Annotated in this window: 20 protein-coding genes, 1 tRNA gene and 1 pseudogene; 18 read left to right on the plus strand and 4 right to left on the minus strand. The window is 72.4% G+C overall.

What is annotated here, in order from left to right:
- Positions 1 to 367 precede the first annotated feature (367 nt).
- The 8 genes and pseudogenes from ACFYO5_RS13300 to ACFYO5_RS13335 all read left to right on the plus strand — a co-directional run bounded on the left by ACFYO5_RS13300 (position 368) and on the right by ACFYO5_RS13335 (position 9641).
- Positions 368 to 1498: an inositol-3-phosphate synthase gene (locus tag ACFYO5_RS13300; protein ID WP_388707957.1), complete on the plus strand. Its 1131-nt coding sequence runs from the start codon at positions 368 to 370 to the stop codon at positions 1496 to 1498.
- A complete protein-coding gene (locus ACFYO5_RS13305) occupies positions 1495 to 2418 on the plus strand; it encodes an SCO3242 family prenyltransferase (protein ID WP_388707960.1) in 924 nt (307 codons plus the stop codon). The genes ACFYO5_RS13300 and ACFYO5_RS13305 overlap by 4 nt, the downstream gene beginning before the upstream one ends.
- An 89-nt stretch (positions 2419 to 2507) precedes the next feature.
- A pseudogene (locus ACFYO5_RS13310) lies at positions 2508 to 3395 on the plus strand (sugar phosphate isomerase/epimerase family protein); the annotation flags it as partial.
- A 584-nt stretch (positions 3396 to 3979) separates the two neighbouring features.
- Entirely contained in the window at positions 3980 to 4798 is an 819-nt protein-coding gene (locus ACFYO5_RS13315; RefSeq protein WP_388707963.1) for an EboA domain-containing protein, read from the plus strand.
- On the plus strand, positions 4798 to 5646 hold the full coding sequence (locus ACFYO5_RS13320; protein WP_388707965.1) for a TatD family hydrolase: 849 nt from the start codon (positions 4798 to 4800) through the stop codon (positions 5644 to 5646). The genes ACFYO5_RS13315 and ACFYO5_RS13320 overlap by 1 nt, the downstream gene beginning before the upstream one ends.
- A 3-nt stretch (positions 5647 to 5649) precedes the next feature.
- Positions 5650 to 6855 (plus strand): metabolite traffic protein EboE, encoded by a 1206-nt coding sequence (gene eboE / locus ACFYO5_RS13325; RefSeq protein ID WP_388707968.1) that lies wholly within the window; start codon positions 5650 to 5652, stop codon positions 6853 to 6855.
- The gene (locus ACFYO5_RS13330; RefSeq protein ID WP_388707971.1) at positions 6852 to 8366 is read left to right on the plus strand and encodes an alkaline phosphatase family protein; all 1515 of its coding nucleotides are present in this window, start codon (positions 6852 to 6854) and stop codon (positions 8364 to 8366) included. The genes eboE and ACFYO5_RS13330 overlap by 4 nt, the downstream gene beginning before the upstream one ends.
- A 72-nt stretch (positions 8367 to 8438) precedes the next feature.
- Complete coding sequence (locus ACFYO5_RS13335; protein WP_388707974.1) at positions 8439 to 9641, plus strand: sugar phosphate isomerase/epimerase family protein; 1203 nt, start codon at positions 8439 to 8441, stop codon at positions 9639 to 9641.
- Between the two features lie 83 nt (positions 9642 to 9724).
- Here the strand turns inward: ACFYO5_RS13335 and ACFYO5_RS13340 are convergent, their stop codons facing one another.
- From ACFYO5_RS13340 to ACFYO5_RS13355, 4 genes are all read right to left on the minus strand, one after another.
- Positions 9725 to 11113 carry an OFA family MFS transporter gene (locus ACFYO5_RS13340; protein WP_388707977.1) on the minus strand — a complete coding sequence of 463 codons (1389 nt, stop codon included), beginning with the start codon at positions 11111 to 11113 and terminating at the stop codon, positions 9725 to 9727.
- A 121-nt stretch (positions 11114 to 11234) separates the two neighbouring features.
- Positions 11235 to 13382, minus strand: coding sequence for an acetate--CoA ligase family protein (locus tag ACFYO5_RS13345; RefSeq protein ID WP_388707980.1), 2148 nt, complete (start codon positions 13380 to 13382; stop codon positions 11235 to 11237).
- A gap of 1 nt (position 13383) precedes the next feature.
- Entirely contained in the window at positions 13384 to 14613 is a 1230-nt protein-coding gene (frc, locus tag ACFYO5_RS13350) for a formyl-CoA transferase (RefSeq protein ID WP_388707983.1), read from the minus strand.
- Positions 14614 to 14625: 12 nt separating this feature from the next.
- Complete coding sequence (locus tag ACFYO5_RS13355; protein WP_388707985.1) at positions 14626 to 16308, minus strand: thiamine pyrophosphate-binding protein; 1683 nt, start codon at positions 16306 to 16308, stop codon at positions 14626 to 14628.
- Between the two features lie 175 nt (positions 16309 to 16483).
- On the opposite strand from ACFYO5_RS13355, the gene sucC reads away from it, so the two are divergent.
- The 10 genes from sucC (at position 16484) to ACFYO5_RS13405 (ending at position 25476) form a co-directional block, all read left to right on the plus strand.
- Positions 16484 to 17614 (plus strand): ADP-forming succinate--CoA ligase subunit beta, encoded by a 1131-nt coding sequence (gene sucC, locus ACFYO5_RS13360; protein WP_388709213.1) that lies wholly within the window; start codon positions 16484 to 16486, stop codon positions 17612 to 17614.
- A 9-nt stretch (positions 17615 to 17623) separates the two neighbouring features.
- Complete coding sequence (sucD, locus tag ACFYO5_RS13365) at positions 17624 to 18541, plus strand: succinate--CoA ligase subunit alpha (protein WP_388707987.1); 918 nt, start codon at positions 17624 to 17626, stop codon at positions 18539 to 18541.
- Positions 18542 to 18857: 316 nt separating this feature from the next.
- Entirely contained in the window at positions 18858 to 20399 is a 1542-nt protein-coding gene (locus ACFYO5_RS13370) for an aldehyde dehydrogenase family protein (protein WP_388707990.1), read from the plus strand.
- A 74-nt stretch (positions 20400 to 20473) separates the two neighbouring features.
- Positions 20474 to 20938 carry a MarR family winged helix-turn-helix transcriptional regulator gene (locus ACFYO5_RS13375; protein ID WP_388707993.1) on the plus strand — a complete coding sequence of 155 codons (465 nt, stop codon included), beginning with the start codon at positions 20474 to 20476 and terminating at the stop codon, positions 20936 to 20938.
- 152 nt (positions 20939 to 21090) lie between these two features.
- Positions 21091 to 21175 (plus strand) — tRNA-Leu (locus ACFYO5_RS13380).
- Between the two features lie 439 nt (positions 21176 to 21614).
- Positions 21615 to 22787, plus strand: coding sequence for an ATP-binding protein (locus tag ACFYO5_RS13385; protein ID WP_388707996.1), 1173 nt, complete (start codon positions 21615 to 21617; stop codon positions 22785 to 22787).
- On the plus strand, positions 22784 to 23185 hold the full coding sequence (locus tag ACFYO5_RS13390) for a roadblock/LC7 domain-containing protein (RefSeq protein ID WP_356561669.1): 402 nt from the start codon (positions 22784 to 22786) through the stop codon (positions 23183 to 23185). The genes ACFYO5_RS13385 and ACFYO5_RS13390 overlap by 4 nt, the downstream gene beginning before the upstream one ends.
- On the plus strand, positions 23182 to 23559 hold the full coding sequence (locus ACFYO5_RS13395; RefSeq protein WP_356561671.1) for a DUF742 domain-containing protein: 378 nt from the start codon (positions 23182 to 23184) through the stop codon (positions 23557 to 23559). Before ACFYO5_RS13390 ends, ACFYO5_RS13395 begins: the two co-directional genes overlap by 4 nt.
- Entirely contained in the window at positions 23534 to 24127 is a 594-nt protein-coding gene (locus ACFYO5_RS13400) for an ATP/GTP-binding protein (RefSeq protein ID WP_388708000.1), read from the plus strand. The genes ACFYO5_RS13395 and ACFYO5_RS13400 overlap by 26 nt, the downstream gene beginning before the upstream one ends.
- Before the next feature lie 8 nt (positions 24128 to 24135).
- Positions 24136 to 25476 carry a cytochrome P450 gene (locus ACFYO5_RS13405; protein WP_388708003.1) on the plus strand — a complete coding sequence of 447 codons (1341 nt, stop codon included), beginning with the start codon at positions 24136 to 24138 and terminating at the stop codon, positions 25474 to 25476.
- The last annotated feature ends 24 nt before the right edge of the window (positions 25477 to 25500 follow it).

Genomic DNA, 25500 nt, shown 5'->3' on the forward strand with positions numbered 1-25500 from the left:
CGCCCGCCGCGTCGCATCCCTCCTCCCCGGACGAAGCACGAGTCCCGGAACTGCCCGTCAAGGGCTCCTGAACGGCGGCGGGCGGAGGACGCCGGACCTCCGCCCGCCGTCACCACCCCCTCGCCCGCCCGGCACTCGCCTCCCCACGTGCACCTCCACGACGCCCGCCTCCAGACGCCCGCCTCCATGACGCCCGCTTCCTCGACGCCCGTCTTTCGGCGCTCGCGTCCTCGGCGCTCGTCTCCTGCGCGCCCGCCACCTCGCGTTCCACCGTTTCGCACCGCTCCCGCCCCCCTTCCGCACCGCTCCCGACCCCCTTCCGCACCCAGCTCCGCGCCCGACTTCGCGCACGACAAGGAGGCCGCACATGTCCGCGCCCCGCCAAGTTCCCCCTCGCGTCGGCGTCTGGCTGATCGGGGCCCGTGGCTCCGTCGCCACCACCGTGGTGGCGGGGTGCGCCGCCCTGACGGCCGGACTGCGCCCGCCCACGGGCCTGGTCACCGAGACCCCCGCCTTCGCTGACAGCGCGCTGCCCGCCCTGTCCCGCCTCGTCTTCGGCGGCCACGACACGCTCGACTGCCCCTTGCCCAAACGCGCCGAGCAGCTCGCCGCCGGGGGAGTTTTGCCACCCGGCCTCCCCGCCGCCGTGGAGACGGAACTCGCCGCCGCCGACCGGGAGATCAGACCGGGCGGCCCCCTGCCCGGTGACACCCGCGACGAGGACCGGCTGATCACCGCGTTCACCACCGACCTGCTCGACTTCGTACGACGACACGGCCTGGCCCGCGCGGTCGTGGTGAACGTCGCCTCCACCGAACCCGCCCCTACCGGCCCCGGGCTCCCCGCCAGCTCCCTCTACGCGGCGGCGGCCCTGCGCGCCGGCTGCCCCTACGTCAACTTCACGCCGTCGACCGGCCTGCGCCACCCCCGCCTCGCCGCTCTCGCCGCGGCCAGCGGCCTGCCGTACGCCGGACGCGACGGCAAGACCGGGCAGACGCTGCTGCGGTCCGTCCTCGGGCCGATGTTCGCCCAGCGGGCCCTCGCCGTCCGCGCCTGGTCCGGCACCAACCTGCTGGGCGGCGGCGACGGGGCCGCCCTGGCCGATCCGGCGGCCGCCGCGGCGAAGAACGCCGGCAAGGGACGCGTCCTCGCCGACACGCTCGGCACGGTCCCCGAGGGCCAGGTGCACATCGACGACGTGCCCGCCCTCGGCGACTGGAAGACGGCCTGGGACCACATCGCCTTCGACGGTTTCCTCGGCACCCGCATGGTCCTGCAGACCATCTGGCAGGGATGCGACTCGGCCCTCGCGGCCCCGCTCGTCCTCGACCTGGCCCGCCTCCTCGCCCGCGCCCACGAACGCGGCCTGTCGGGCCCCCGCCCCGAACTCGCCTTCTTCTTCAAGGACCCGGTGGGAGACGCGCCGGCGTCCCTGGCGGAGCAGTACGCGCACCTGTGCCGGTTCGCCCGCCGGCTGAGCGACGAGGGCGGACGGTGAGCGCGGCACCGGCCCTCGCCCACGGCCGCCCCGACCCGCGGGCATGGGCCGAACTCCTGCGCCTGCCAGCCCTGTTCACCGTTCCCGGCGACGCCCTCGCGGGGGCGGCAGCGGCCACCGCCCGCCCCGACCGCCGCACCGTCCTCGCGATCGCCTCCTCCCTCTGCCTCTACGAGGCCGGTATGGCCCTCAACGACTGGGCGGACCGGGCGGAGGACGCCGCCGAACGTCCTCACCGGCCGCTGCCCTCCGGCCGGATCCGGCCTGCCGCCGCCCTCGGCGCGGCCTGCGCCCTCACCGCCACCGGCCTGGCCCTGGCCGCCCGAGCGGGCCGCCCCGCCCTGACGATCTCGGTCCCGCTCGCGGCGACCGTCTGGTCCTACGACCTCTTCCTCAAACGCACCCCCGCCGGCCCCTTCGCCATGGCGGCCGCGCGCGGCCTGGACCTGCTTCTCGGCGCCGCGGCCACCGGCGGCGGCCTCCGCCCGGCCCTTCCCTCGGCAGCGCTCCTGAGCACCCACACCCTCGCGGTGACGACGGTCTCCCGCCACGAGACGCGCGACGGCACGCCCGCCGCCCCCGTCGCCGCACTGGCCACCACCGCCGTCCTGGCGTGGCTGCTGCCCCGGCGGCCACCGCGCCACGGTCCACCGCCGCGACGGCGACACACCCGGCGTCGCGCCGCGACGACCACGGCCCTCACCGCCGCCTACGCCGCGACCGTCGCCCGCCCCTACCTCTACGCCGTCCTCAACCCCTCACCCCCTCTCACCCAACGGGCCGTGGGAGCTGGCGTCCGCGCCACGATCCCCCTGCAGGCCGCCCTCGCCGCCCGCACCGGAGCCGGCGCCACAGCGCTGTTCACGGTCGCCCTCGCCCCGGTCGCCCGGCGGTTCGCGAGGCGGGTGAGCGTCACGTGAGCCCACGGCGCCCGGCCCCCGCCGTCCCTGCGGCGCCCGTTCCGGTCGGCACCCCCCGTCCGCTCCGCTTCGGCTACGGCACCAACGGTCTGGCCGATCTCCGCCTCGACGACGCCCTCACCCTCCTCGCCGACCTCGGCTACGACGGCGTCGGGCTGACCCTCGACCACATGCACCTCGATCCGCTCGCCCCGCACCTCGCCGCCCGCACCCGGCGGCTGGCGCGGCGGCTGGACGCGCTCGCGCTCGACGTCACCGTGGAGACCGGGGGCCGCTACGTCCTCGACCCGCGCCGCAAGCACGGACCCTCCCTCCTGGACGCCGACCCGGACGAGCGGGCCCGCCGGGTCGACCTGCTGATCCGCGCCGTCCGGATCGCCGGCGACCTCGGCGCCCACGCCGTGCACTGCTTCAGCGGCACCCTGCCGCCCGGCACCGACCGGGAGACTGCCTGGCGGCGCCTCGCGGACGCCCTCGCCCCGGTGCTGGCGGCCGCCGTCACCGCAGGCGTGCCCCTCGCCGTCGAACCCGAACCGGGTCATCTCCTCGCCTCCCTCGCGGACTTCCACCACCTGCGTCTCCTCCTCGGTGACCCCGAGCCGCTCGGCCTCACCCTCGACATCGGTCACTGCCAGTGCCTCGAACCGCTCCCTCCGGCCGACTGTGTGCGTGCCGCGGCTCCCTGGCTGCGGCACGTGCAGATCGAGGACATGCGCCGGGGGGTCCACGAGCACCTTCCCTTCGGGGACGGCGAGATCGACTTCCCGCCCGTCCTCGCCGCACTCCGCGCCACCGGCTACCAGGGCCTGACGGTCGTCGAACTGCCCCGCCACTCCCACGCGGGCCCCCGGCAGGCCGAACTCTCCCTCCCGTTCCTCCACCACGCGGCAACACCCGCCCCGTTCCTCCACCACGCGGCAACACCCGCCCCACCCGACGGCCACCCGCCCGCCTTGGTGGAGCCTGCCCCCGGCCCGCCCGCGCCCGGAGCGGCCGGCCACCGCCCACCCATGCCCGGAGCGGCCGGCCATCGCCAACCAGCGCCCGAGGGATTCGGCGACGGCACACTCGCACCCGGGGAGGTCGGCCACCGCGCTCCCGCACCCGGAGGGCCCGGCTACCGCCCATCCGCGCCCGGAGAGGTCGGCCATCGCCCGCCCGCGCCCGAGGAGTCCGGCGACGGCAGACTCGCACCCGTGGGGGCCGGCCACCGGCCATCCGCGCCCGGAGGGCCCGGCTACCGCCCATCCGCCGCCGGAGAGGTCGGCCACCGCGCTCCCGCGCGCGGTGAGGTCGGCCACCGCGCTCCCGCGCGCGGTGAGGTCGGCCACCGCGCTCCCGCGCGCGGTGAGGTCGGCCACCGCGCTCCCGCCCCCGGAAAACCCGGCCACCACCCGCCCACGCCCGAGCAACCCGCCCACGGCACACCCGCCCCCGAGCAACCCGGCCACCGCCTCGAATCTCAGGAACCGCGGCCCACCCACCGGCCGCCCCTGCCGCCCCCGGCCCTCTCTCCCGTACCACCCGGCGAGCCCTGCGTCACCCAGGAAGGGAGCACTTCATGATCGACCGCCACACCACCGCGGCCGTCCCGGCGCGGTCGCGTCGGGGCACCACCCCCGCCCCCGGCGCGACATCCTCCGCTCCGGCGCCCGAAGAAGCCCGCCCCACCTGGGGCACGCCCGACGCACTCCGCCACCGTCTGGAGTCCGAACTGCCCGAACCGGCCCGCGCCTGGTTCCTGAAGGCCCTCGACGAGGCCGCCGCCCACCCCGGTACCCACGGTCCGGTCTCCACGTGGGAGTTGCGTCTCGCGGAGGCCGGCCGTCGCTGCGGGCGCCGGCACGCGGACGCCGTCCGGATGCTCATCCTGCGCGCCGCCCGCGCCGACCCCGCCGCCCTTTGCCGGGTGTACTTCCAGGGCACCGCCGACGAACGCCGGGCCGTGCTGCGCGCCCTGCCGTACCTCGTGTCCGGCCCGGACGCCCTGCCGCTGGTGGAGGACGCCCTGCGGACCAACGACACCCGCCTCCTGGCGGCCGCCGTCGGCCCCTACGCCGCCCGCCACCTCGACGCCCACGGCTGGCGCCACGCCGTCCTGAAGTGCCTGTTCACCGGTGTGCCCGTCGACGCGGTGGCGGACCTGGCGGGCCGGGCCCGCGCCGACGCCGAACTCGCCCGCATGCTCGCCGACCACGCCGCCGAACGCACGGCCGCGGGCCGTCCCGTCCCCTCCGACCTGCACCGCGTGCTCGCCCTGACCGACTCGGCCGGCCCCGCCGGTGCCGTGCCCCCGCCGCACGGGACGCGGCCGCACGGGACGCACCCGCCAGGGGCGCCTTCCCACGGCGCGGGCCACCCCCACGGCAAGGAGTCCTGATGCGCATCTTCGACCCCCACATCCACATGACCTCCCGGACCACCGACGACTACGAGGCCATGTACGCGGCCGGTGTCCGAGCCGTCGTCGAGCCCTCCTTCTGGCTCGGCCAGCCCCGCACCTCGCCCGCCTCCTTCCTCGACCACTTCGACTCCCTCCTGGGCTGGGAACCCTTCCGTGCCGCCCAGTACGGCATCGCCCACCACTGCACCCTCGCCCTCAACCCCAAGGAGGCCAACGACCCCCGCTGCGTCCCCGTCCTCGACGAACTGGCCCGCTATCTCGTCAAGGACCAGGTGGTGGCCGTGGGCGAGATCGGCTACGACTCGATGACCCCCGCCGAGGACACCGCCCTCGCGGCCCAGCTCCAGCTCGCCGCCGACCACGGGCTGCCCGCGCTGGTGCACACCCCGCACCGCGACAAGCTAGCCGGGCTGCGCCGCACCCTCGACGTCGTGCGGGAGTCCGCGCTGCCGGAGGAGCACGTCCTGCTCGACCACCTCAACGAGACCACCGTGAAGGAGGCCATGGACAGCGGCTGCTGGCTGGGCTTCTCGGTGTATCCGGACACCAAGATGGACGAGCGCCGCATGGTGGGCATCCTGCGCGACCACGGACCCGAGCGGGTCCTGGTGAACTCCGCCGCCGACTGGGGGCGCAGCGATCCCCTCAAGACCCGGGCCGTGGCCGACCTGATGCTGGCCGAGGGCTTCACCGAGGACGACGTCGACCGGGTCCTGTGGCGCAACCCCGTCGCCTTCTACGGCGTCAGCGGCCGGCTGGACGTCGAGGTCACCGCTCCCGGTGCCACCCACGAGGGCAACTCCGTGCTGCGCGGCGGGGAGTGAACGATGCGCTTCCGCCACCCCGACGGCACCACCGTCCACCTCGCCTACTGCACCAACGTGCATCCCGCCGAGACCCTCGACGGCGTGCTGGCGCAACTGCGCGACCACTGCGAGCCCGTCCGCCGGCGTCTGGGCCGTGACCGGCTCGGCATCGGCCTGTGGCTCGCCAAGGACGCCGCGCACGCCCTCGACACCGACCCGGCCGCCCTGCGCGGCCTGCGGGCCGAACTCGACCGGCGGGGCCTGGAGGTCGTCACCCTCAACGGCTTCCCCTACGACGGCTTCGGCGCCGAGCAGGTCAAGTACCGCGTGTACAGGCCCGACTGGGCCGACCCCGAACGCCTCGACCACACCACGGCCCTGGCCCGTGTCCTCACCGGTCTCCTCCCCGACGACCTCACCGAGGGCAGCATCTCCACCCTGCCCCTCGGCTGGCGCACCACCTGGACCGGCGCCCGCGCCGACGCGGCGCACACGGCCCTGCTCACCCTCGCCGAACGCCTGGACGCCCTCGCGGACCTCACCGGCCGCTCCGTCCGCGTCGGTCTCGAACCGGAGCCCGGCTGCGTCGTCGAGACCACCGGCGACGCCCTCGCCCCGCTCACCGCCGTCGGCCACCCCCGCATCGGCGTCTGCGTCGACACCTGTCACCTCGCCACCTCCTTCGAGGACCCGCGCACCGCCCTGGAGGCGCTCACCGCGGCCCGCGTCCCGGTGGTCAAGTCCCAGCTGTCGGCCGCCCTGCACGCCGAGAACCCCCGGCTCCCCGCCGTCCGCGAGGCCCTCGCCGACTTCGACGAACCCCGCTTCCTGCACCAGACCCGCACGTCCCCCACCCTCCCCTCCGTTCGAGCGGAAGGGACCGCCGTCCCCGCCGGCCTGAAGGGCACCGACGACCTCGGCGAGGCCCTCGCCGGCGACGTCCTGCCGGACACCTCGCCCTGGCGCGCCCACTTCCACGTCCCGCTGCACGCGGCTCCCGCCGCGCCCCTCGCCTCGACGCTGCCCGTCCTCGTGGACGCCCTGACCCGCCTCGTCGGCGGACCGCACCCGCTCACCCGTCACCTCGAGGTCGAGACCTACACCTGGCAGGCCCTCCCGCCCGAGCTGCGCCCCCGCGGCCGTGCCCAGCTCGCCGACGGCATCGCCGCCGAACTCGCTCTGGCCCGCGACCTGTTGACCGACCTCGGCCTGAAGGAACTGCCATGACCCCCGCCACCCCGCAGGCAGACCCGCAGGCCACCCCGGAAGCGGGCCCGCAGGCAGTCCCGCAGGGCACCCCAAAAGCCGGCCCGCAGGCCGGCGCGGTCCCCGGCCGTCCCGTCCCGCTCCTCGTCCTCGACGTCGTCGGTCTCACCCCTCGTCTCCTCGACCACATGCCCCGCCTCAGGTCACTGGCCGACCGCGGCTCGTGCGCCCCGCTCGGCACCGTCCTGCCCGCCGTCACCTGCGCCGCCCAGTCCACCTTCCTCACCGGCACGCACCCGTCCGAGCACGGCATCGTGGGCAACGGCTGGTACTTCCGCGAACTCGGCGACGTCCTGCTGTGGCGCCAGCACAACGCTCTCGTCGCCGGCGACAAACTGTGGGACGCCGCCCGCCGGGCGTACCCCGGCTACACGGTCGCCAACATCTGCTGGTGGTACGCCATGGGCGCCGACACCGACATCACCGTCACCCCCCGCCCCGTCTACTACGCCGACGGCCGCAAGGAGCCCGACTGCTACACGCGGCCACCGGCCCTGCACGACGAACTCACCGGGAGACTCGGCACCTTCCCCCTCTTCCACTTCTGGGGCCCCGGCGCGGACCTCGTCTCCAGCCGCTGGATCATCGACGCCACCCGGCACATCCTGCGCTCCCGCCGCCCCGACCTGGCCCTGTGCTACCTCCCTCACCTCGACTACGACCTCCAGCGCTTCGGCCCCGACGACCCGCGCTCCCTGCGGGCGGCCGCCGACCTCGACGCCGCCATGGCCCCGCTGCTGGACGAGGCGCGCGCGCAGGGCCGTACCGTCGTGGCGCTGTCCGAGTACGGCATCACCCCGGTGAGCCGGCCCGTCGACATCAACCGCGCCCTGCGCCGCGCCGGACTGCTGGAGGTGCACACCCAGGACGGCATGGAGTACCTCGACCCGACGGCGTCCCGTGCCTTCGCGGTCGCCGACCACCAGATCGCCCACGTCTACGTGCGCCGGCCCGAGGACCTGGACGCCACCCGTGCCGCCCTCGCCGGCCTGCCCGGCATCGGGGAACTCCTCGACGACGAGGGCAAGAAGGCGCACCACCTCGACCATCCCCGCTCCGGTGAGCTGGTCGCCGTCGCGGAGCCGGACGCCTGGTTCACGTACTACTACTGGCTCGACGACGCCCGCGCGCCCGACTTCGCCCGGCTCGTCGAGATCCACCGCAAACCCGGCTACGACCCGGTCGAGCTGTTCATGGACCCCCTCGACCCCTATGTGAAGGTCAGGGCGGCCACCGCCCTGGCGCGCAAGAAGCTCGGCATGCGCTACCGCATGGCGGTCGTGCCTCTCGATCCGTCACCTGTCCGGGGCAGCCACGGCCGCCCACCCGCGAGCGACGACGACGGTCCCCTCCTCATCTGCTCCACCCCCCGCGCCGTCGGTGACCGGGTCGCGGCCACCGATGTCAAGCAACTCCTGCTCCGTCTCGCCGGACTCGACCGACGCACGGCCACCGAGATCCAGCCGCTCTGAGTGAAGCACGCACCACTGACAACGGCCCGCCCCGCAAGCCCGGGGGCGGGCCACGACAGAAGGCAGGCAACCGTGACCCCGCACTCCGACTCGCCCCGCACCGACGCCCCGCACGCCACCGAGGGCCCCGACCAGGACCTGCGCCGCAGCCTGGGCGTCGGCCGCCGCCGTTTCCTCAGCACCTGCACCGCCGTCGCCGGCGCGGCGATCGCCGCCCCCGTCCTCGGCGCCTCACCGGCCTTCGCCCAGGACCGGGAGAACACCCACGGCCACCGTGAGCGCGGACACGGCGGTGACGTCCTCGTGCCGGCCCACAGGCGCGGCATCATCCTGTACACCGTCCGCGACGCGACCGGCCGTGACCCGCTCTCCACCGACCTGCCCTCGGGGTTCCGCGAGGTCTTCGCGCAGCTGGCCCGTTTCGGCTACCGCCAGGTGGAGTTCGCCGGATACGGCCAGCACGCCAACGCACCCGGCGGCGCCGGCCTGGAGTCCGTCGAGGGGGCCCGGCTGCTGCGGCGCTGGCTGGACGAGTACGGCCTGCGCGCCCAGGGCAACCACGGCTTCATACCGCCCTCCTGGCCGCTGACCACCGCCGACCTGGACACCTTCAAGAAGCACCTGGAGATCGCCAACATCCTGGGCATGGACCACATGGGCACCGGCGGTGACCCCACCAACAGCTCCTACCGGGCCGACTGGGACGTGGCCGCCGACAAGTGGAACGCCCTCGGGAGGATCGCCCGCCGCGAGGGCGTCAAGCTCTACACCCACAACCACGACGCCGCCTACGGCTTCCTCCTCGACGGCGGCCCCCTCGACGACCAGGGCCGTCCCACCCGCAGCTCCGGCGTCCGCAGGCTGGAGTACTTCCTCGAGGTGACCGACCCGAAGTACGTCTGGCTGGAGATGGACGTCTTCTGGGCGCACGTGGCCCGGTACAAGTTCCACACCTACACCGCGCACGACGGCTCCACCCGGGAGAAGGTCTTCGACCCCGCCGGTCTCGTCGCCCGCCACAACAAGCGCTACCCGCTGTTCCACGCCAAGGACGGCACGGTCAACACGGCCAACGGGCAGGGCTACGACATGGTGCCCTTCGGGACGGGCGTCATCGACTACGCCACGTTCTTCTCCCGGGTCGGGGAGCGCAACTACCACAACCCCATGGTGGAGCAGGACAACGCGCCCAGCTCCACCGATCCCGGGCAGTCCCTGCGGCATGCCCGGACCGGCCACGACAACCTCGCCGCCCTGCGCGGGCGGCGCCACTGACCGCACCCCCGCCCCCCGCACCCCCGCACCGGGCGGCCCTTCCCGCACCTCGCGGGAAGGGCCGCCCGGTCCGTCCGTCGGGGTCAGGCCGTCTCCTCACCGAGCGGATGCGGGTTGGGGACCACGTCCCGGGTCCTCGGCCGGTCCGGGGCCTTCAGGAAGAGGGCCAGGACCGCGGAGGCCAGTCCGACGGACCCCGCGATGACGAACGCCCCCTCGTAGTCCCACGCGCCGACCACGACCGCGCCCATCCCGGAGCCGACCAGGCCCGAGATCAGCTTGGAGCTGTAGACCATCCCGTAGTTGGAGGCGTTGTTGTTCTCGCCGAAGTAGTCCGCCGTCATGGCCGCGAACAGCGGGAAGATCGCGCCGCCGCCGAAGCCGGAGACCATGGAGCAGAACAGGAAGAACGGCATGCTGCCCATCCGGCCGGAGACCAGCACCCCGAACTGGGCGGTGCCCAGCACCAGGCAGACGATGATCAGGGTGCGGCGGCGGCCGAACCTGTCGGAGATCCAGCCGATCACGCCGCGTCCGGTGCCGTTGACGATGGCCTTCAGGGACATCGCCGTGGCCACGATCCCGCCCGCGAACCCCATGTCCTTGCCGAAGGGCACCTGGAAGGCGATGCCGAAGATGTTGATGCCGGCGGTGCACAGCAGACAGAACCACATCATCCACAGGACGGGTGTGCGGGCGGCCTCCCTCGGTGAGTACTGCTTGACCGCCGGAGGGTTCTTCTCCAGCGCGCGGCGGATCTTCGGGTCGTCGGTCTGCCGGAGCGGGTCCACGTGCGCGGGCCACCAGTTCTTCGGCGGGTCCTTGAAGAACCAGCCGGCGAAGGCGACGACCGAGCAGCAGATCAGGCCGACCGACACCAGGACGACCTCGTAGTTGCCGAGGTCCATGTACGAGGTGAACAGGAACACGAAGGGCACCGAGCCGTAGGCGAAACCGCCGTTGACCATGCCCGTCTTGCCGCCCTTGCGCTCCGGATACCACTTGCCGACCATGTTCACGCAGGTCGCGTAGACGAGGCCGGCGCCGATGCCGCTGAACATGCCGAACCCGATGTAGGCGACGATCACGTGCGGCGCGAACGCCAGCGAGAGGTAGCCGCAGACCGTGCCCAGCGCGCCGAGCATCATCGCGTACCGCGCGGGGAGCCGGCCGCTCTCGCGGAGCTGCCCGGCGGGGAAGGCCACGGCGGCCTGGAAGAAGATCCAGACCCCCATCAGCCAGAAGATGTGCCCGCTGTTCCACAGGTGGGCCTCGTGCAGGGTGTCCTCGGCGGAGGTGAACGCGTACTCCGAGGAGCTGATGCCCAGCATGCCCATCCACGGGAGGAGCACCATGGTCCAGCGTGGTCGCCCCATGATGTCCCGGTCGGTCTCGCCGATCCGGTACAGGCGGCCGTTGCGGTCCGTCACCTCCCGGTACGGGAGGGAGGTGGAGAAGTCGGTGGTCGTCATGTGTGTCGCACCCCTTGCGTCGAAAGATCTGGCCAGCGCCCCCTGTCCCATGCCTTTCGTGCGCGCTCGGGTCCCGGGGCCGGCCGACGCGCACCGTCGGCCGGCCCCGCGCCGGGTCACCTCATGAACCGCCCCCCAGCAACCCGGCCGCCCGCGCCCACCGGTACTTCGCGCCGAGCACCGCCACCGGCTTCTCGGTCGTGTACGGGTAGGCGACGACCCCCCGCTCGTACAGGTACTGGCAGGCCTCCTCGACCTCCACGTCGCCCGCGAGCGACGCCACGACGGGCTTCTCGATGCCGCGCGCGCGGAACTCGGCCACCACGCGCGCGGTCAGCTCCGCGAACACCATCGGGGGAGTGACGATGGTGTGCCAGTAGCCCAGGACGAGCGCGTGGACGCGCGGATCCTCCAGGCCGAGCCGGATCGTCGCCTCGTACGTCAACGGCGGCTCGCCCCCGGTGATGTCGACCGGGTTGCCCGCCGCGCCGAAGGGCGGGATGAACTCCCGGAAGGAGGCGTCCAGGTCGGGAGGGATCTCCATCAGGGTCAGGCCGTTGTCGGTCACCGCGTCCGACAGGAGCACGCCGCTGCCGCCGGCCCCCGTGATGATCACGATGTTGTCCCCCCGGGGAGTGGGAAGGACCGGCAACGCGCGCGCGTACTCGAGCATCTCGTTCAGCCCCGGGGCCCGGATCACCCCCGCCTGGCGCAGGATGTCGTCGTACACGGCGTCGTCGCCCGCGAGCGCTCCGGTGTGCGAGCCGGCGGCCCTGGCACCGGCCGCGGTACGTCCCGCCTTGAGCACGACGACGGGCTTCTTCGGCACGGTCGCCCGCGCGGCCTCGACGAAGGCGCGTCCGTCCTTGAGGTCCTCCAGGTGCATCGCGATGCAGTCGGTGTGCGGGTCCTCGCCGAACCAGGTCAGCAGGTCGTCCTCGTCCAGGTCCGCCTTGTTGCCGAGCCCCACGATCGCGGACACGCCCGTCTTCGTGGTCCGCGCGAAGCCCAGGACGGCCATCCCGATGCCCCCGGACTGGGAGGTCAGCGCGACCCCGCCCTTGACGTCGTACGGCGTGCAGAACGTGGCGCACAGGTTGTGCCAGGTCGCGTAGTAGCCGTAGATGTTCGGCCCGAGCAGCCGGACGCCGTGCCGCTCGGCGATGGCCACGATCTCGTCCTGGAGCGCGTGCTCGCCGGTCTCGGCGAACCCGGAGGGGATGAGCACGGCGTTGGGGATCTTCTTGCGTCCCACCTCCTCCAGGGCCGAGGCCACGAACTTGGCGGGGATCGCGAAGACCGCCACATCCACCTCGCCGGGAACGTCGGTGACACTCTTGTACGCCCTGCGGCCCAGGATGTCATCGGCCCGGGGGTTCACCGGGTGGATGGAACCGGCGAAACCTCCGTCGATCAGGTTGCGCATCACCGAGTTGCCGATCTTGCCCTGCTCGTTGGAGGCGCCGATGACGGCGACGGAGACGGGCTCCATCAGCCGCCGCATCGAGGTGAGGATCTCGGTGCGCGTGTAGCGCCGGCGTTCCTTGGCGGGGGCGTCGGAGAGGATCACGCGGATGTCCGCGGCGACCGCGCCGTCCGGGGTGGCGATCACCGGGTTGAGGTCCACCTCGGCGATCTCCGGGAAGTCGGCGACCAGTCGGGAGACGCGGCGGATCTGTTCGGCGACGGCCCACCGGTCCACGGCCGCCTGTCCGCGCACCCCGCGCAGGATCTCCGCCGCCCGGATGGAGTCGAGCATGGACAGGGCCTCGTCGGCGTCCACGGGCGCGAGCCGGAAGGTGACGTCCTTGAGGACCTCCACCAGCACCCCGCCGAGCCCGAACGCCACGACCTTGCCGAACGTCGGGTCGGTGACCGCGCCGACGATGACCTCCTGCCCCTTCGGCAGCAGCTCCTGCACCTGGACGCCCGTGATGCGCGCGTCGGCGTCGTACGCGCGCGCGTTGGCGACGATCCTGTGGAACGCGGCCCGTACGTCCGCCGCGCCCTCGACGCCGACGACCACTCCGCCGGCGTCGGTCTTGTGCAGGATGTCCGGCGAGACGATCTTCATCACGACCGGCCCGCCGAACCGGGCCGCGTACGCGACGGCCTCGTCGACGTCCCTCGCCAGTTCCTCGCCCGGTACGGCGATCCCGTAGGCGTCCGCGACCACCTTGCCCTCGGGCGCGGTCAGCGCGGTCCGTCCCTCGGCGCGCACCGTGTCGAGCAGCGCGCGCACCTGCGGTGCCCGGTCCTCGGCCGGCACGTCAGATCACCCCGTTCGACCGGAGCAGGCGCAGTTCCTCGTCGCCGAGGCCGAGTTCGCCCACGTACACGTCCGCGTTGTGCTGGCCGAGCAGCGGGGAGGCGGTCACCTCGACGGGGGAGTCGGAGAGCTTCAGCGGGCTGCCGACGGTCACGAACTCGCCGCGCTCGGGGTGCGGCACGCGCACCACCATCTCGTTGGCGGCGAGCGACGCGTCCTCGATGATCTCCTTGGTGGACAGGATCGGCCCGCACGGGATGTTGTGGGCGTTGAGCCGCTCCAGCACCTCCCACTTGGGCAGCGTCGAGGACCACTCCTCGATCAGCTGGAACATCTTGCCCAGCTTGGGCAGCCGGGCCCGGGGTGTCGCCCACTCGGGGTCGTCGGCCAGCTCAGGCCGGCCGATCAGCTCGGTGACCGGCCGCCAGCCGACGGGCTGCACGATGACGTAGACGTAGTCGTTCGGGCCGCCCGGAGCGCACCTGACGGCCCAGCCGGGCTGGCCGCCGCCGGACGCGTTCCCGGAGCGGGGAACCTCGTCGCCGAAGTCGTCGTTGGGATACTCGGCGAGCGGTCCGTGGGCCAGGCGTTGCTGGTCCCGCAGTTTCACCCGGCACAGGTTGAGCACGGCGTGCTGCATGGCCACGTCGACCCGCTGCCCGCGCCCGGTGTTCTCGCGCTGGTACAAGGCCGCGAGGATCCCCGCCACGGCGTGCACACCCGTCCCCGAGTCCCCGATCTGGGCCCCCGTCGCCAGCGGCGGCCCGTCCTGGAAACCGGTGGTCGACATCGACCCGCCCATGGCCTGGGCGACGACCTCGTACGCCTTGAAGTCGGTGTACGGCCCGTCCCCGAACCCCTTGATGGAGGCGTAGACGATCCGTGGATTGATCTCCCGGACGCGGTCCCAGGTGAAGCCCATCCGGTCGACGGCGCCCGGTCCGAAGTTCTCGACCATGACGTCGGAGCGCCGGATCAGCTCGGTGAGGATCTCCTTGCCGCGTTCGGTCTTGGTGTTGAGGGTGATGCTCCGCTTGTTGCAGTTGAGCATCGTGAAGTAGAGGGAGTCGACGTCCGGGAGATCGCGCAGCTGGCTCCGCGTGATGTCACCGGAGGGCGCCTCCAGCTTGACGACGTCGGCGCCGAGCCAGGCGAGCAGCTGGGTCGCCGAGGGCCCGGACTGGACGTGCGTCATGTCCAGGACGCGGATGCCTTCGAGTGCCTTGGTCATGGCCGGCGCTCCTCACTTGTACATGGTCTGGTTCATGGTTCCGGGGGCGTACGCGTCGGGGTCGACCCAGACGTTGATCAGCGAGGGCTTCCCGGACTCGCGGGCGCGCCGGAGCGCGGGGCCGATGTCGGCGGGGTCGCGGACCTCCTCGCCGTAGCCGCCCAGCATCTGGGCGAACCGGTCGTAGTGGACGTCGCCGAGGGTGTTGCCGATCCGCTCGCGCTCCTTGCCGTACTTGGCGGCCTGGCCGTAGCGGATCTGGTTCATGGAGGAGTTGTTGCCGACGACGCCGACGAAGGGGAGGTCGTAGCGGACGAGCGTCTCGAAGTCCCAGCCGGTGAGGGAGAACGCGCCGTCGCCGAAGAGGGCGACGACCTCCTTGTCGGGCCGTGCCTGCTTGGCGGCGAGGACGAAGGGGATGCCGACGCCGAGGGTGCCCAGCGGGCCCGGGTCCATCCAGTGGCCCGGCGACTTGGGCTGCACGACCTGTCCGGAGAAGGTGACGATGTCGCCGCCGTCGCCGATGTATATCGAGTCCTCGGTGAGGAAGTCGTTGATCTCGCTGACCAGGCGGTAGGGGTGGATGGGTGAGGCGTCCGAACGCAGTTGCGGAAGCCGCTTCTCCAGGGCGCTCTGCTCGGCGGCGCGCAGTTCGTCGAGCCACTCCTTGCGCCGTGACGCGCCCCCGTCGAGACGCCCTGAGGCGGCCTCGGTCACCGACTTGAGCACCAGGCCGGCGTCGCCCACGATGCCGAGGTCGATGTCGCGGTTCTTGCCGACGGTCCGGTAGTCGAGGTCGATCTGCACGACGGTCGCGTCCGGGGACAGCCGCTTGCCGTAGCCCATGCGGAAGTCGAAGGGCGTGCCGACGACGACGATGACGTCGGCGTGGGAGAAGGCGTAGCGGCGGGAGAGCTGGAAGTGGTGCGGGTCGCCGGGCGGGAGGGTGCCGCGGCCGGCGCCGTTCATGTACGCCGGGATGTTCAGGGTGCGGACCACCTCGACGGCCGCCTCCGTGCCGCGGGTCGTCCACACCTGGCTGCCCAGCAGGATCGCGGGCTTCTCGGCGTGTGTGAGGAGGTCGGCGAGTTTCTCGACGGCCTCGGGGTCGCCGGCCGAGCGGGTGGAGGCGCGGTAGGCGCCGGCCCGTGGCACCCGCGCCTTCGCGGCGGGCACCTTGGCGTCCAGGACGTCGCGCGGGATCTCCAGGAAGGAGGGGCCGGGGGCGCCGTGGTAGCACTCGCGGAAGGCCATGGACACCATGTCGGCGGCGCGCGCGGTGTCCGGCACGGTCGCCGAGAACTTGGTGATCGGCGCCATCATGTCGACGTGCGGCAGGTCCTGGAGGGAGCCCATCCGGTGCTGGCTGAGGGCGCCCTGGCCGCCGATCAGCAGCATGGGTGACTCGGCCCGGAAGGCGTTGGCGACACCGGTGACGGCGTCGGTGGTGCCGGGGCCGGCCGTGACGACCGCGCAGCCGGGTTTGCCGGTGACGCGGGCGTAGCCGTCCGCGGCGTGGGCGGCGACCTGCTCGTGGCGGACGTCGACGACTTCTATGCCCTCGTCGACGCAGCCGTCGTAGATGTCGATGATGTGGCCGCCGCACAGGGTGTAGATGCGTTCGACGCCCTCGGCTCTGAGCGCCTTGGCAACGAGGTGGCCACCGGAAATGGCGTCCTGGGTGTCGTCGGGCATGGCGAAGTCCCGTCCCTTCGTAGGGGGTGGAAAGCTCTCGCGGTACATTGCATACAGTCGACGAATACTGTATGAAGCTTGTTATCCCGCATCCGGTGGGTGGTGTCCAGGGGGCGTGCGGCACTTTCGGTCATCGGAGATCGGCCTCGCGATGACTTCGCAGACGGGAGCCGAGATGGACCTGTACGAGCACCAGGCAAGGGAACTCTTCGCAGAACACGGCATCGCGGTCCCGCGGGCCGAGGTGACCGACTCACCCAAGGAGGCGCGCGAGATCGCCCGTCGGCTGGGCGGCCGCGCCGTCGTGAAGGCGCAGGTCAAGACGGGCGGACGCGGCAAGGCGGGCGGCGTCGGCCTGGCCGCGGACCCGGCCGCCGCCGAACTGACCGCCCGGCGGATCCTCGGCATGGACATCAACGGCCACACCGTCCGCACCGTGATGCTGGCCCAGCCGGTCGACATCGAGAGCGAGTTCTACGTCTCCTACGTCCTCGACCGCGGGGCCGGCTGCTTCCTGGCCATCGCCTCCGCCGAGGGCGGCACCGAGATCGAGGAGGTCGCCGCCCGTCGCCCGGACGCCGTGACCCGTATCCCCATCGACCCGGCCCAGGGCGTCACCCCGGCGAAGGCGGGCGAGATCGTCGCGGCGGCCGGCCTGCCGTCGCAGGCCGTCGACGTCCTGGTCCGGCTCTGGCGGGTACTGGTCCGCGAGGACGCCCTCCTCGTCGAGGTCAACCCGCTCGCGCGCACCCCGCAGGACCGCCTGATCGCCCTCGACGGAAAGGTCACCCTCGACGACAACGCCTCCTTCCGGCAGGCCCGTTGGGGCGGGACCGCCGCCGGACCCGACGACCCGCTGGAGGCGGCGGCCGCGGCGAAGGGCCTCCACTACGTCAAGCTGGACGGCGAGGTCGGCGTCATCGGCAACGGCGCGGGCCTGGTCATGTCGACGCTCGACGTGGTCGCCGGCTGCGGCGCCCGCCCCGCCGACTTCCTCGACATCGGCGGGGGAGCGTCGGCCGGGGTCATGGCCGACGGACTGGCGCTCGTCCTGTCCGACCCGGCCGTCAAGTCGGTCCTCGTCAACATCTTCGGCGGCATCACCGCCTGCGACGCGGTCGCCGAGGGCATCGTGCGCGCCCTGGACACCGTACGGCTGACCAAGCCGCTCGTCGTCCGGCTCGACGGCAACAACGCCGCCAGGGGCCGAGCCATCCTCGACGAGCACCCGCATCCCCTGGTCGAACAGGCCACCACCATGGACAGCGCCGCGCGCCGCGCCGCCCGCCTCGCCACCGCAGCCTGAGGAGACCCCGTGGCCGTTTACCTCACCAAGGAGAGCAAGGTCCTCGTGCAGGGCATGACCGGCGGCGAAGGCATGAAGCACACCCGCCGCATGCTCGCCGCCGGCACGAACGTCGTCGGCGGCGTCAACCCCCGCAAGGCGGGCCGCACCGTCGCCTTCGACGTCCCCGCGTCCCCCAACGGCCCGGGCGGTGCCCCCGTCGCCGTACCGGTCTTCGGGTCGGTGGCCGACGGTGTACGGTCGACCGGCGCCGATGTCACCGTCGTCCTCGTCCCGCCCGCCTTCGCCGGGGCGGCCGTCACCGAGGCCGTCGACGCCGGCATCGGGCTCGCCGTGGTCATCACCGAGGGCATCCCGGTCCACGACTCCGTCGCCTTCACCACGTACGCCAGGGTGCGCGGCACCCGCGTGATCGGCCCCAACTGCCCCGGCCTGATCAGCCCCGGCCAGTCCAACGCCGGCATCATCCCCGCCGACATCACCGAACCCGGCCGCATCGGCCTGGTCTCCAAGTCGGGGACGCTGACCTACCAACTCATGCACGAGCTACGGGACATCGGCTTCTCCACCTGTGTCGGCATCGGCGGTGACCCGGTCGTCGGCACGACCCACATCGACTGCCTGGCCGCCTTCGAGGACGACCCCGACACCGACCTCGTCGTCCTCATCGGGGAGATCGGCGGCGACGCGGAGGAGCGGGCCGCCGCCTACGTCCGCGACCACGTCACCAAGCCCGTCGTCGGCTACGTCGCCGGGTTCACCGCGCCCGAGGGCAGGACCATGGGCCACGCCGGCGCGATCGTCTCCGGCTCCTCGGGGACCGCGCAGGCGAAGAAGGCGGCCCTGGAGGCGGCCGGGGTGCGGGTGGGAGACACACCCACCGAGACCGCGAAGCTCGTGCTCGGCCTGCTCGGCGACCGGGCCTGACCATGCGACCGGGCCTGGCAACTGGACGTGGCCCGAGGCCTCGACCGGGCCTGGCAACTGGACGTGGCCCGAGGCCTCGACCGGGCCTGGCAACTGGACCTGGCCCGAGGCCTCGACCGGGCCTGACAACTGGACCTGGCCCGAGGTGTCGACCGGGCCTGACAACTGGACCTGGCCCGAGGTGTCGACCAGGCCAGACGCCTCGACCTGGCCCAAGGCCTCGACCGGGCCCGAGGCCTCGACCGCGCGCGGGCCGGCAGGGCCCGTGCCCTCTCCCCCTTTTCCTCTCGACCGTGCACCGAGAGCGGAGCGACCGATGACATCCACCCTCACCCTCAAATCCGGCACCTCCTGGGCCGACGCCTGGCGACGCTGCCTCACCGCCGCCCCCGAGGCCTTCCGCGACGACCGGGTCCTCAACCTCTGGAACGCCACCTGGCAGGCCGACGGCCGCACCCTTCCCGCCACCAGCCCGGTCGACGGCCGACCCGTCATCGGACCGCCCCGCCTGGACGGAGCCACCGCCCACCGGGCGGTCCGCGCCTCCCTGGACCAGCACCGGGCCTGGCGCCACCTCCCGCTGGCCGAACGGCGCGCCCGCGTCGCCGCCACCCTCGACGCCCTCGCCGCCCACCGCGAACTCCTCGCGCTCCTGCTGGTCTGGGAGATCGGCAAACCCTGGCGGCTCGCGCAGGCCGACGTCGACCGTGCCGTCGACGGGGTGCGCTGGTACGTCGACGGCATCGAACCGATGCTGGCCGGCCGGGCCCCACTGGACGGCCCGGTGTCCAACATCGCCAGCTGGAACTACCCGATGAGCGTGCTCGTTCACGCGGTCCTGGTCCAGGCGCTGGCGGGCAACGCGGTCATCGCCAAGACGCCGACCGACGGCGGCGTCGCCTGTCTGACCCTGGCCTGCGCCCTCGCCGCCCGCGAGGGCATCCCGGTCACCCTCGTCAGCGGCAGCGGGGGCGAACTGTCGGAGGCGCTGGTGCGCGCGCCCGAGATCGGCTGCGTCTCCTTCGTCGGCGGCCGCGACACCGGCGCCGCCGTCGCCACCGCCGTGACGGACCTCGGCAAGCGGCACATCCTCGAACAGGAGGGACTCAACACCTGGGGCGTCTGGAACCACTCGGACTGGGACGGCCTCGCGGCCCTCGTCCCCCAGCTGTTCGACTACGGCAAACAGCGCTGCACGGCGTACCCGCGCTTCGTCGTCCAGCGGGAGCTGTTCGACGCGTTCCTCGCGGCCTACCTCCCGGCGGTGCGCACCCTGACGGTCGGCCATCCGCTGGCGGTGGAGAACCCCGACGACCCCTACCCGCGACCGGACTTCGGGCCGGTCATCAACGCGGCCAAGGCCAAGGACCTGCACGACCAGGTCGCCGAGGCCGTCGACCGGGGAGCCGTCCCGCTGTACCGCGGGGATCCGGCGGACGCCCGCTTCCTGCCCGGCCAGGACACCTCCGCGTACGTCCGTCCGGTCACGCTCCTCAATCCGCCGCCGTCGTCGCCGCTGCACCACGCGGAACCCTTCGGCCCGGTCGACACGATCGTCCTGGTCGACACGGAGGCGGAACTGCTCGCCGCCATGAACGCGTCCAACGGGGCCCTGGTCGCCACCCTCTCCACGGACGACCGCGCCACCTACGAGCGACTGGCCCCGCAGATCCGCGCCTTCAAGGTCGGCCACGGCCGACCCCGCTCGCGCGGGGACCGCGACGAACTGTTCGGAGGCTTCGGGCAGTCCTGGCGCGGCGCGTTCGTCGGCGGCGACCTGCTCGTGCGGGCGGTGACCCGGGGACCGGCGGGGGAGCGGCTGCCGGGGAACTTCCCCGAGTACCAGCTGATGCCCTGACCCCGAGCGGGGGCGGCACGTCCGTCCGGCGGCTTCCCGCCCGGTCCCCGGACACCAGCCGTTACCCTCGCCGCATGGTCCGTGACCGGGAGCCCCGCCCGCCGTCCCCCGAGCGTCCGCTCGGCCATCTGCTCGGGCGGGCCCACAGCCGGCTCACCCGGATGACCGCGGAGGCGCTCGCCCCGCACGGCGTGGACGGGCACGAGCTGACGGTCCTCGCCGTGCTCGCCGACGGCGAGGTGCTGTCGCAGGCCGGCGCCGCCGCCCGGCTGGGTGTCGACCGCCCCACGATGGTGTCGCTCATCGACGGACCGGAGGACCACGCTCTCGTGGAGCGGCGGCGCAGCCCGCACGACCGCCGCAGGAACCTGGTGACCCTGACGCCGCTGGGTGAGAAGTGCCTGCGCCAGGCGGAGCGGGCACGCCGCGCGGCGGAGCAACGCTTCCTCGCACCGCTGGACGAGCAGACGGCCGCAGCCCTCCGCCGGGCGCTGCGCACGCTGGTCCCCGAGGAGCGGCCGCCGGTCCCGCTGCCGTGACCGTGGCGGCACACTGGGTGACACCGGGCGCCGCGCCCCGCCCGGCCGCCCGGCAGGCCCCCGGCCAGCGGATACTCGGGTGAAGGGCACTCCGAAAGCTTGGTATTGTTGTCCATGTCGCCGCGGGGAACAGCCACGGCGGCAGACACCTGGTCCGGGTGGCGGAATGGCAGACGCGCTAGCTTGAGGTGCTAGTGCCCTTTATCGGGCGTGGGGGTTCAAGTCCCCCCTCGGACACGTATCACCCTCCGCATCGAGCGCTTCTCGCTCGGTGAGGACGGTCGCGGAGAGCCTCCGCCAAGACGTCGCCCGCATCCGGGAATCCCGGATGCGGGCTTTGTCGTTCCCTGCCGTACCGACTTCCGGGAAAACCCTCCGAACACCCGATTGCCTCCCGAATGCCGCGGAAGCGCGTTTATCGGTTGCGCCGGACGCGACTCTCCCGCGGACTCTTGACGAACCGTCAATGTTCATCTGTGGCGCCCATGTTGGCGACCTGTGACCGCTTCGTGTGGTGATACGATCACCGCGCTTGTAGAGCGGGCGGATGGGTGAAGGACGACATCCCCGACTACGGGGACAGTCCGGGCGGTGGTCTCGATGCGGGCGGTCCCGCCGGTCCACCCGCATTGACGGGAATTCAGCAACTGGCCGTCAGTCGCCTGAAGAGAGTCTTATGACTGATTACATACAGAACCCGGTACTCTGGGCTCTCCTCGCCGCCGTACTCGTCGCCGTCACCCTCATCGTTCGTCAGCGGAGGGCGGCACGGACGTTAAGGCAGGAGTTCGCAGATCTCAAGGCTCGCCACAGCGAGCTGGAGAACGGGTACGCGAAATCCGTCGAGGCGGCGCAGGAAAGAGCGGACGAGGCAACGAAAACAGTCCTGAAGTCCGCCATGCGGACCCTTCAGGGCCTCGCCGCGGAACAGCAGTTGATTGTTTCCCGGCTCCAGAACAAATACGGCGAGTCGGTCATTCTCCAGGACCTTCTGGAGATCGACCACACGAACTCTCAGTTCGGCCGCCGGGCCCAGTCCATCGCCGTCCTCTGCGACGGCTGGCTGGGACGGCAGCGCGATGTGGCGTCGGTCTACGACGTCGTCCGCAGCGCCCAGGGCAGGATCCGTCATTACCGGCGGGTGGAGATTCTCTCGCAGGTCGATTTCGGCATCACCAGCCGCGCCGTCGAACCGGTCGCCCTGGCCCTCGCCGAACTCCTCGACAACGCCACCAGCTATTCCAGCCCGGACACGGTCGTCGAGATCAACATTCGCACCGTGCCCAAGGGCATCTGCATCGTCGTGGACGACGCCGGTGTCGGTATGAACGACGAGGAACGCACCCGCGCGGAGAAGCTCCTCTCCAGTGACCGGGTCTCCGGCGTCTCCGGGCTCGGCAACCCGCCGCAGTTCGGGTTCGCGGTGATCGGCGTCCTCGCCGAACGCTTCGGCTTCGAGGTGTCCGTCGACTCCAGCTCGCCCTACGGCGGCGTACGCGCGGTCCTCCTCCTGCCGCACGACCTGCTCACCAACGCACCCCAGCAGAAGGAACCGACGCCGGCCGCACCGGCCGTCGCCGCACCCACCCGCGGCGGCCCCGAGCCGGCGCCGGCGCCGAGCACCACCGCCGACGGCCTGCCCAAGCGGCGCCGCAAGCGGCCCATGGCCATCGTGCCCGGCAGCGCGCCCACCTCCTCCGCCCCCTCGCGATCGGGCGCGGAGACGGCGGCAATCATGGGCGCCTTCCAGCGCGGCACCCAGTCCGGCCGGCGGGCCACCCCTGCGGACCCCGCGGAACAGTCCAGCAGCACACGTGGCGCAAGCAGTGAAGGGCATGAGTTCTCGTGAACGACGATCTGTCATGGATGCTTGACAGCGCCCTGGAGATTCCCGGGGCCCTGCACGCCGTCCTGATATCCGCCGACGGTCTGCTGATGGCCCGGACGCAGGACTTCGGGAAGGACGATGCGGACCGCGTGGCCGCCGCCATGAGCGGCGTGCAGTCGCTCAGCCGCTCCCTGGCCTTCTTCTGCGAGGACGCCCAGCAGCGCTGGCGGCAGACCCTGGTCGAGTTCGACGGCGGCTGGGTCTTCCTGATCTCCGCCGGCGAGGGCGCCTACCTCGGCGTCTCCGCCTCGCCCGACGTCGACATGGCGGACATCACCTTCCGGATGCAGCAGCTCGTCGGCCAGCTCGGCAAGGCGCTGACGACCCCGCCCCGCGAGAACCTCGGCGCGCGGTCATGAGCGGATTCGACGAACTGGAGCCCCAGACACCGGAGTTAGTGCGTCCGTACGTCATCACCAAGGGACGCGGACTGCCCGACGAGGAGCAGCTCTCCCTCATCACCCTGGTGACGGCGTCAGCCGACCACCAGCAGCGGCCCACCCGGCTGTCCCCGGAGGAGCAGAGCCTGCTCGAGCTGTGCTCGGCCGGCTACCTGTCGGTCGCCGAGATCGCCGGACACACCCAACTCCCGCTCGGCGTGGTGAAGATCCTCCTCGCCGCCCTCACCGAGGGCGGCTACCTCGTCACCCGCCCGCCCGTGCAGCGGGCACCCCTCGCCGACCGGGAGATCCTGGAGGAGGTGCTGAATGGTCTCAGGGCCAAGTTTGGATGAACACGCGTACGTCCGTGAGGGCGCGTCGCAGACGGCCGTGAAGATCCTCGTCGTCGGCCACTTCGCGGTGGGCAAGACCACGTTCATCGGGGCGATCTCCGAGATCCCCCCGCTGTCCACCGAGGAGACGATGACGCGGGCCGCGGAGGCCGTCGACGACCTCAAGGGAGTCCAGGGCAAGACCACCACCACGGTCGCCATGGACTTCGGTCGTCTGACCATCAGCGACCGGGTCGTGCTCTACCTGTTCGGGACGCCCGGTCAGCAGCGTTTCGTGCAGATGTGGGAGGACATGGCCCGCGGCGCGCTCGGCGCCCTCGTCCTGGTCGACCCCGAACGGCTCGCGGACTCGTTCGCCGTGATCGACCTGATCGAGCAGTACGGGCTGGACTACGCCATCGCCGTCAACCACTTCGACGGCTCCCCCCTGCGGGACGAGACCGCGCTGCGTGACGCGCTGGACCTGCTCGACGACACCCCCGTCGTCACCTGCGACGCGCGGGACGAGCGATCGTCCGCCGAAGCGCTCATCACTCTCGTCCGCCACCTGCAGGACCGTGCCCACTAGGAGCAGAAATGGACCAACCCACCGCTCCCGTGCCCCCGCCCGGGTGCCCGGCGCACAACAGCGGCGCCAGAGTGCCGCTCCACGGACCGGAGTTCGCGGCCGACCCGCAGGCCTACTACGCCTACCTGCGCCACTACGGGCCGACCGCCCCGGTCGAACTGGCCCCCGGCGTCGAGGCCACCCTCGTCACCGACTACGCCACAGCGCTGCAACTCCTCCAGGACTCCGGGTCGTTCCGTAAGGACGCCCGCCGCTGGCGGCACTTCAACGAGGGCAAGATCAGCCCGGACAGCCCCGTCACCCCGCTGCTGGCGTACCGGCCCAACTGCATGTTCGCCGACGGCGCGGACCATCTGCGACTGCGCCAGGCGGTCACCGACAGCTTCGCGCGGGTGGACTCGCTGCTGCTCGGCCACAGCACCGAGCGCATCTCCGACTACCTCATCTCCCAGTTCAGCGCCCGCGGTTCGGCCGACCTGCTCGGCGACTACGCCAAGCAGCTGCCGCTGTTCGTGTTCAACGAACTCTTCGGCTGCACCGCCGACATCGGCGACCGGGTGCTCTTCGGCATCTCCGGCATGTTCGACGGCATCAACGCCGAGAAGGCCACCGAGGTGCTCTTCCAGGCGGTCGGCGAGCTGGTCGCCCTCAAGCGACGCAACCCCGGCGACGACGTCACGTCCTGGCTGATGCAGCATCCGGCCGCGCTCACCGACGAGGAGATGGTCCATCAGCTCGCCCTGCTGCTGGGGGCGGGCGCCGAACCGCTGCGCAACCTCATCGGCAACACCCTGCACCGGCTGCTCACCCACGACCGGTATGCCCAGGGCGGGCTGATCGACGAGGCGATGGACGACACCCTGTGGGAGAACCCGCCGATGTCGAACTATGCCCCGCACTACCCGGTAGCCGACATGGAGTTCGCCGGCGGGCACCTGGAGGCCGGCGACCTGGTGATGGTGAGCTTCGCTGCCGCCAACACCGGTCCGGCGCTGTCGGCGGCCCGTCAGGCGGGCAGCAACCGGGCCCACCTCGCCTGGAGCGCCGGCCCGCACGCCTGCCCCTCGAAGGAGCCGGCGCGACACATTGCCGTAGCGGCCATCGAGAACCTCCTCAACAAGCTGCCCGACGTCCAACTGGCGGTTCCGGAGGACAGCCTGACGTGGCGTCCGGGGCCCTTCAATCGGGCCCTGGCGAACCTTCCGGCACGGTTCACCCCGGTCCGGACGGCGCGCCCGGAGAACCCGCAGACCCGTCCGGAGACGCCCGCGGCGGAAGTCGGCGACGCGGCGCGCAAGGGCGAGCAGAGCGGTGTCTGGAGCAAGTTCCTCACCTGGCTCACGAGGTGATTCACACAACATCCACAGTCTTCG

The sequence above is a fragment of the Streptomyces sp. NPDC006259 genome (genome assembly GCF_042870975.1).
Classification (GTDB): Bacteria; Actinomycetota; Actinomycetes; order Streptomycetales; family Streptomycetaceae; genus Streptomyces.

Bases quoted from the DNA above. Each gene is read 5' to 3' on its own strand.
- ACFYO5_RS13300 (WP_388707957.1), top strand. From the start codon at position 368: ATGTCCGCGCCCCGCCAAGTTCCCCCTCGCGTCGGCGTCTGGCTGATC.
- ACFYO5_RS13315 (WP_388707963.1), top strand. From the start codon at position 3,980: ATGATCGACCGCCACACCACCGCGGCCGTCCCGGCGCGGTCGCGTCGG.
- ACFYO5_RS13320 (WP_388707965.1), top strand. From the start codon at position 4,798: ATGCGCATCTTCGACCCCCACATCCACATGACCTCCCGGACCACCGAC.
- eboE (WP_388707968.1), top strand. From the start codon at position 5,650: ATGCGCTTCCGCCACCCCGACGGCACCACCGTCCACCTCGCCTACTGC.
- ACFYO5_RS13330 (WP_388707971.1), top strand. From the start codon at position 6,852: ATGACCCCCGCCACCCCGCAGGCAGACCCGCAGGCCACCCCGGAAGCG.
- ACFYO5_RS13340 (WP_388707977.1), bottom strand. From the start codon at position 11,113: ATGACGACCACCGACTTCTCCACCTCCCTCCCGTACCGGGAGGTGACG.
- frc (WP_388707983.1), bottom strand. From the start codon at position 14,613: ATGACCAAGGCACTCGAAGGCATCCGCGTCCTGGACATGACGCACGTC.
- ACFYO5_RS13355 (WP_388707985.1), bottom strand. From the start codon at position 16,308: ATGCCCGACGACACCCAGGACGCCATTTCCGGTGGCCACCTCGTTGCC.
- sucC (WP_388709213.1), top strand. From the start codon at position 16,484: ATGGACCTGTACGAGCACCAGGCAAGGGAACTCTTCGCAGAACACGGC.
- ACFYO5_RS13370 (WP_388707990.1), top strand. From the start codon at position 18,858: ATGACATCCACCCTCACCCTCAAATCCGGCACCTCCTGGGCCGACGCC.
- ACFYO5_RS13375 (WP_388707993.1), top strand. From the start codon at position 20,474: ATGGTCCGTGACCGGGAGCCCCGCCCGCCGTCCCCCGAGCGTCCGCTC.
- ACFYO5_RS13385 (WP_388707996.1), top strand. From the start codon at position 21,615: ATGACTGATTACATACAGAACCCGGTACTCTGGGCTCTCCTCGCCGCC.
- ACFYO5_RS13395 (WP_356561671.1), top strand. From the start codon at position 23,182: ATGAGCGGATTCGACGAACTGGAGCCCCAGACACCGGAGTTAGTGCGT.
- ACFYO5_RS13400 (WP_388708000.1), top strand. From the start codon at position 23,534: ATGGTCTCAGGGCCAAGTTTGGATGAACACGCGTACGTCCGTGAGGGC.
- ACFYO5_RS13405 (WP_388708003.1), top strand. From the start codon at position 24,136: ATGGACCAACCCACCGCTCCCGTGCCCCCGCCCGGGTGCCCGGCGCAC.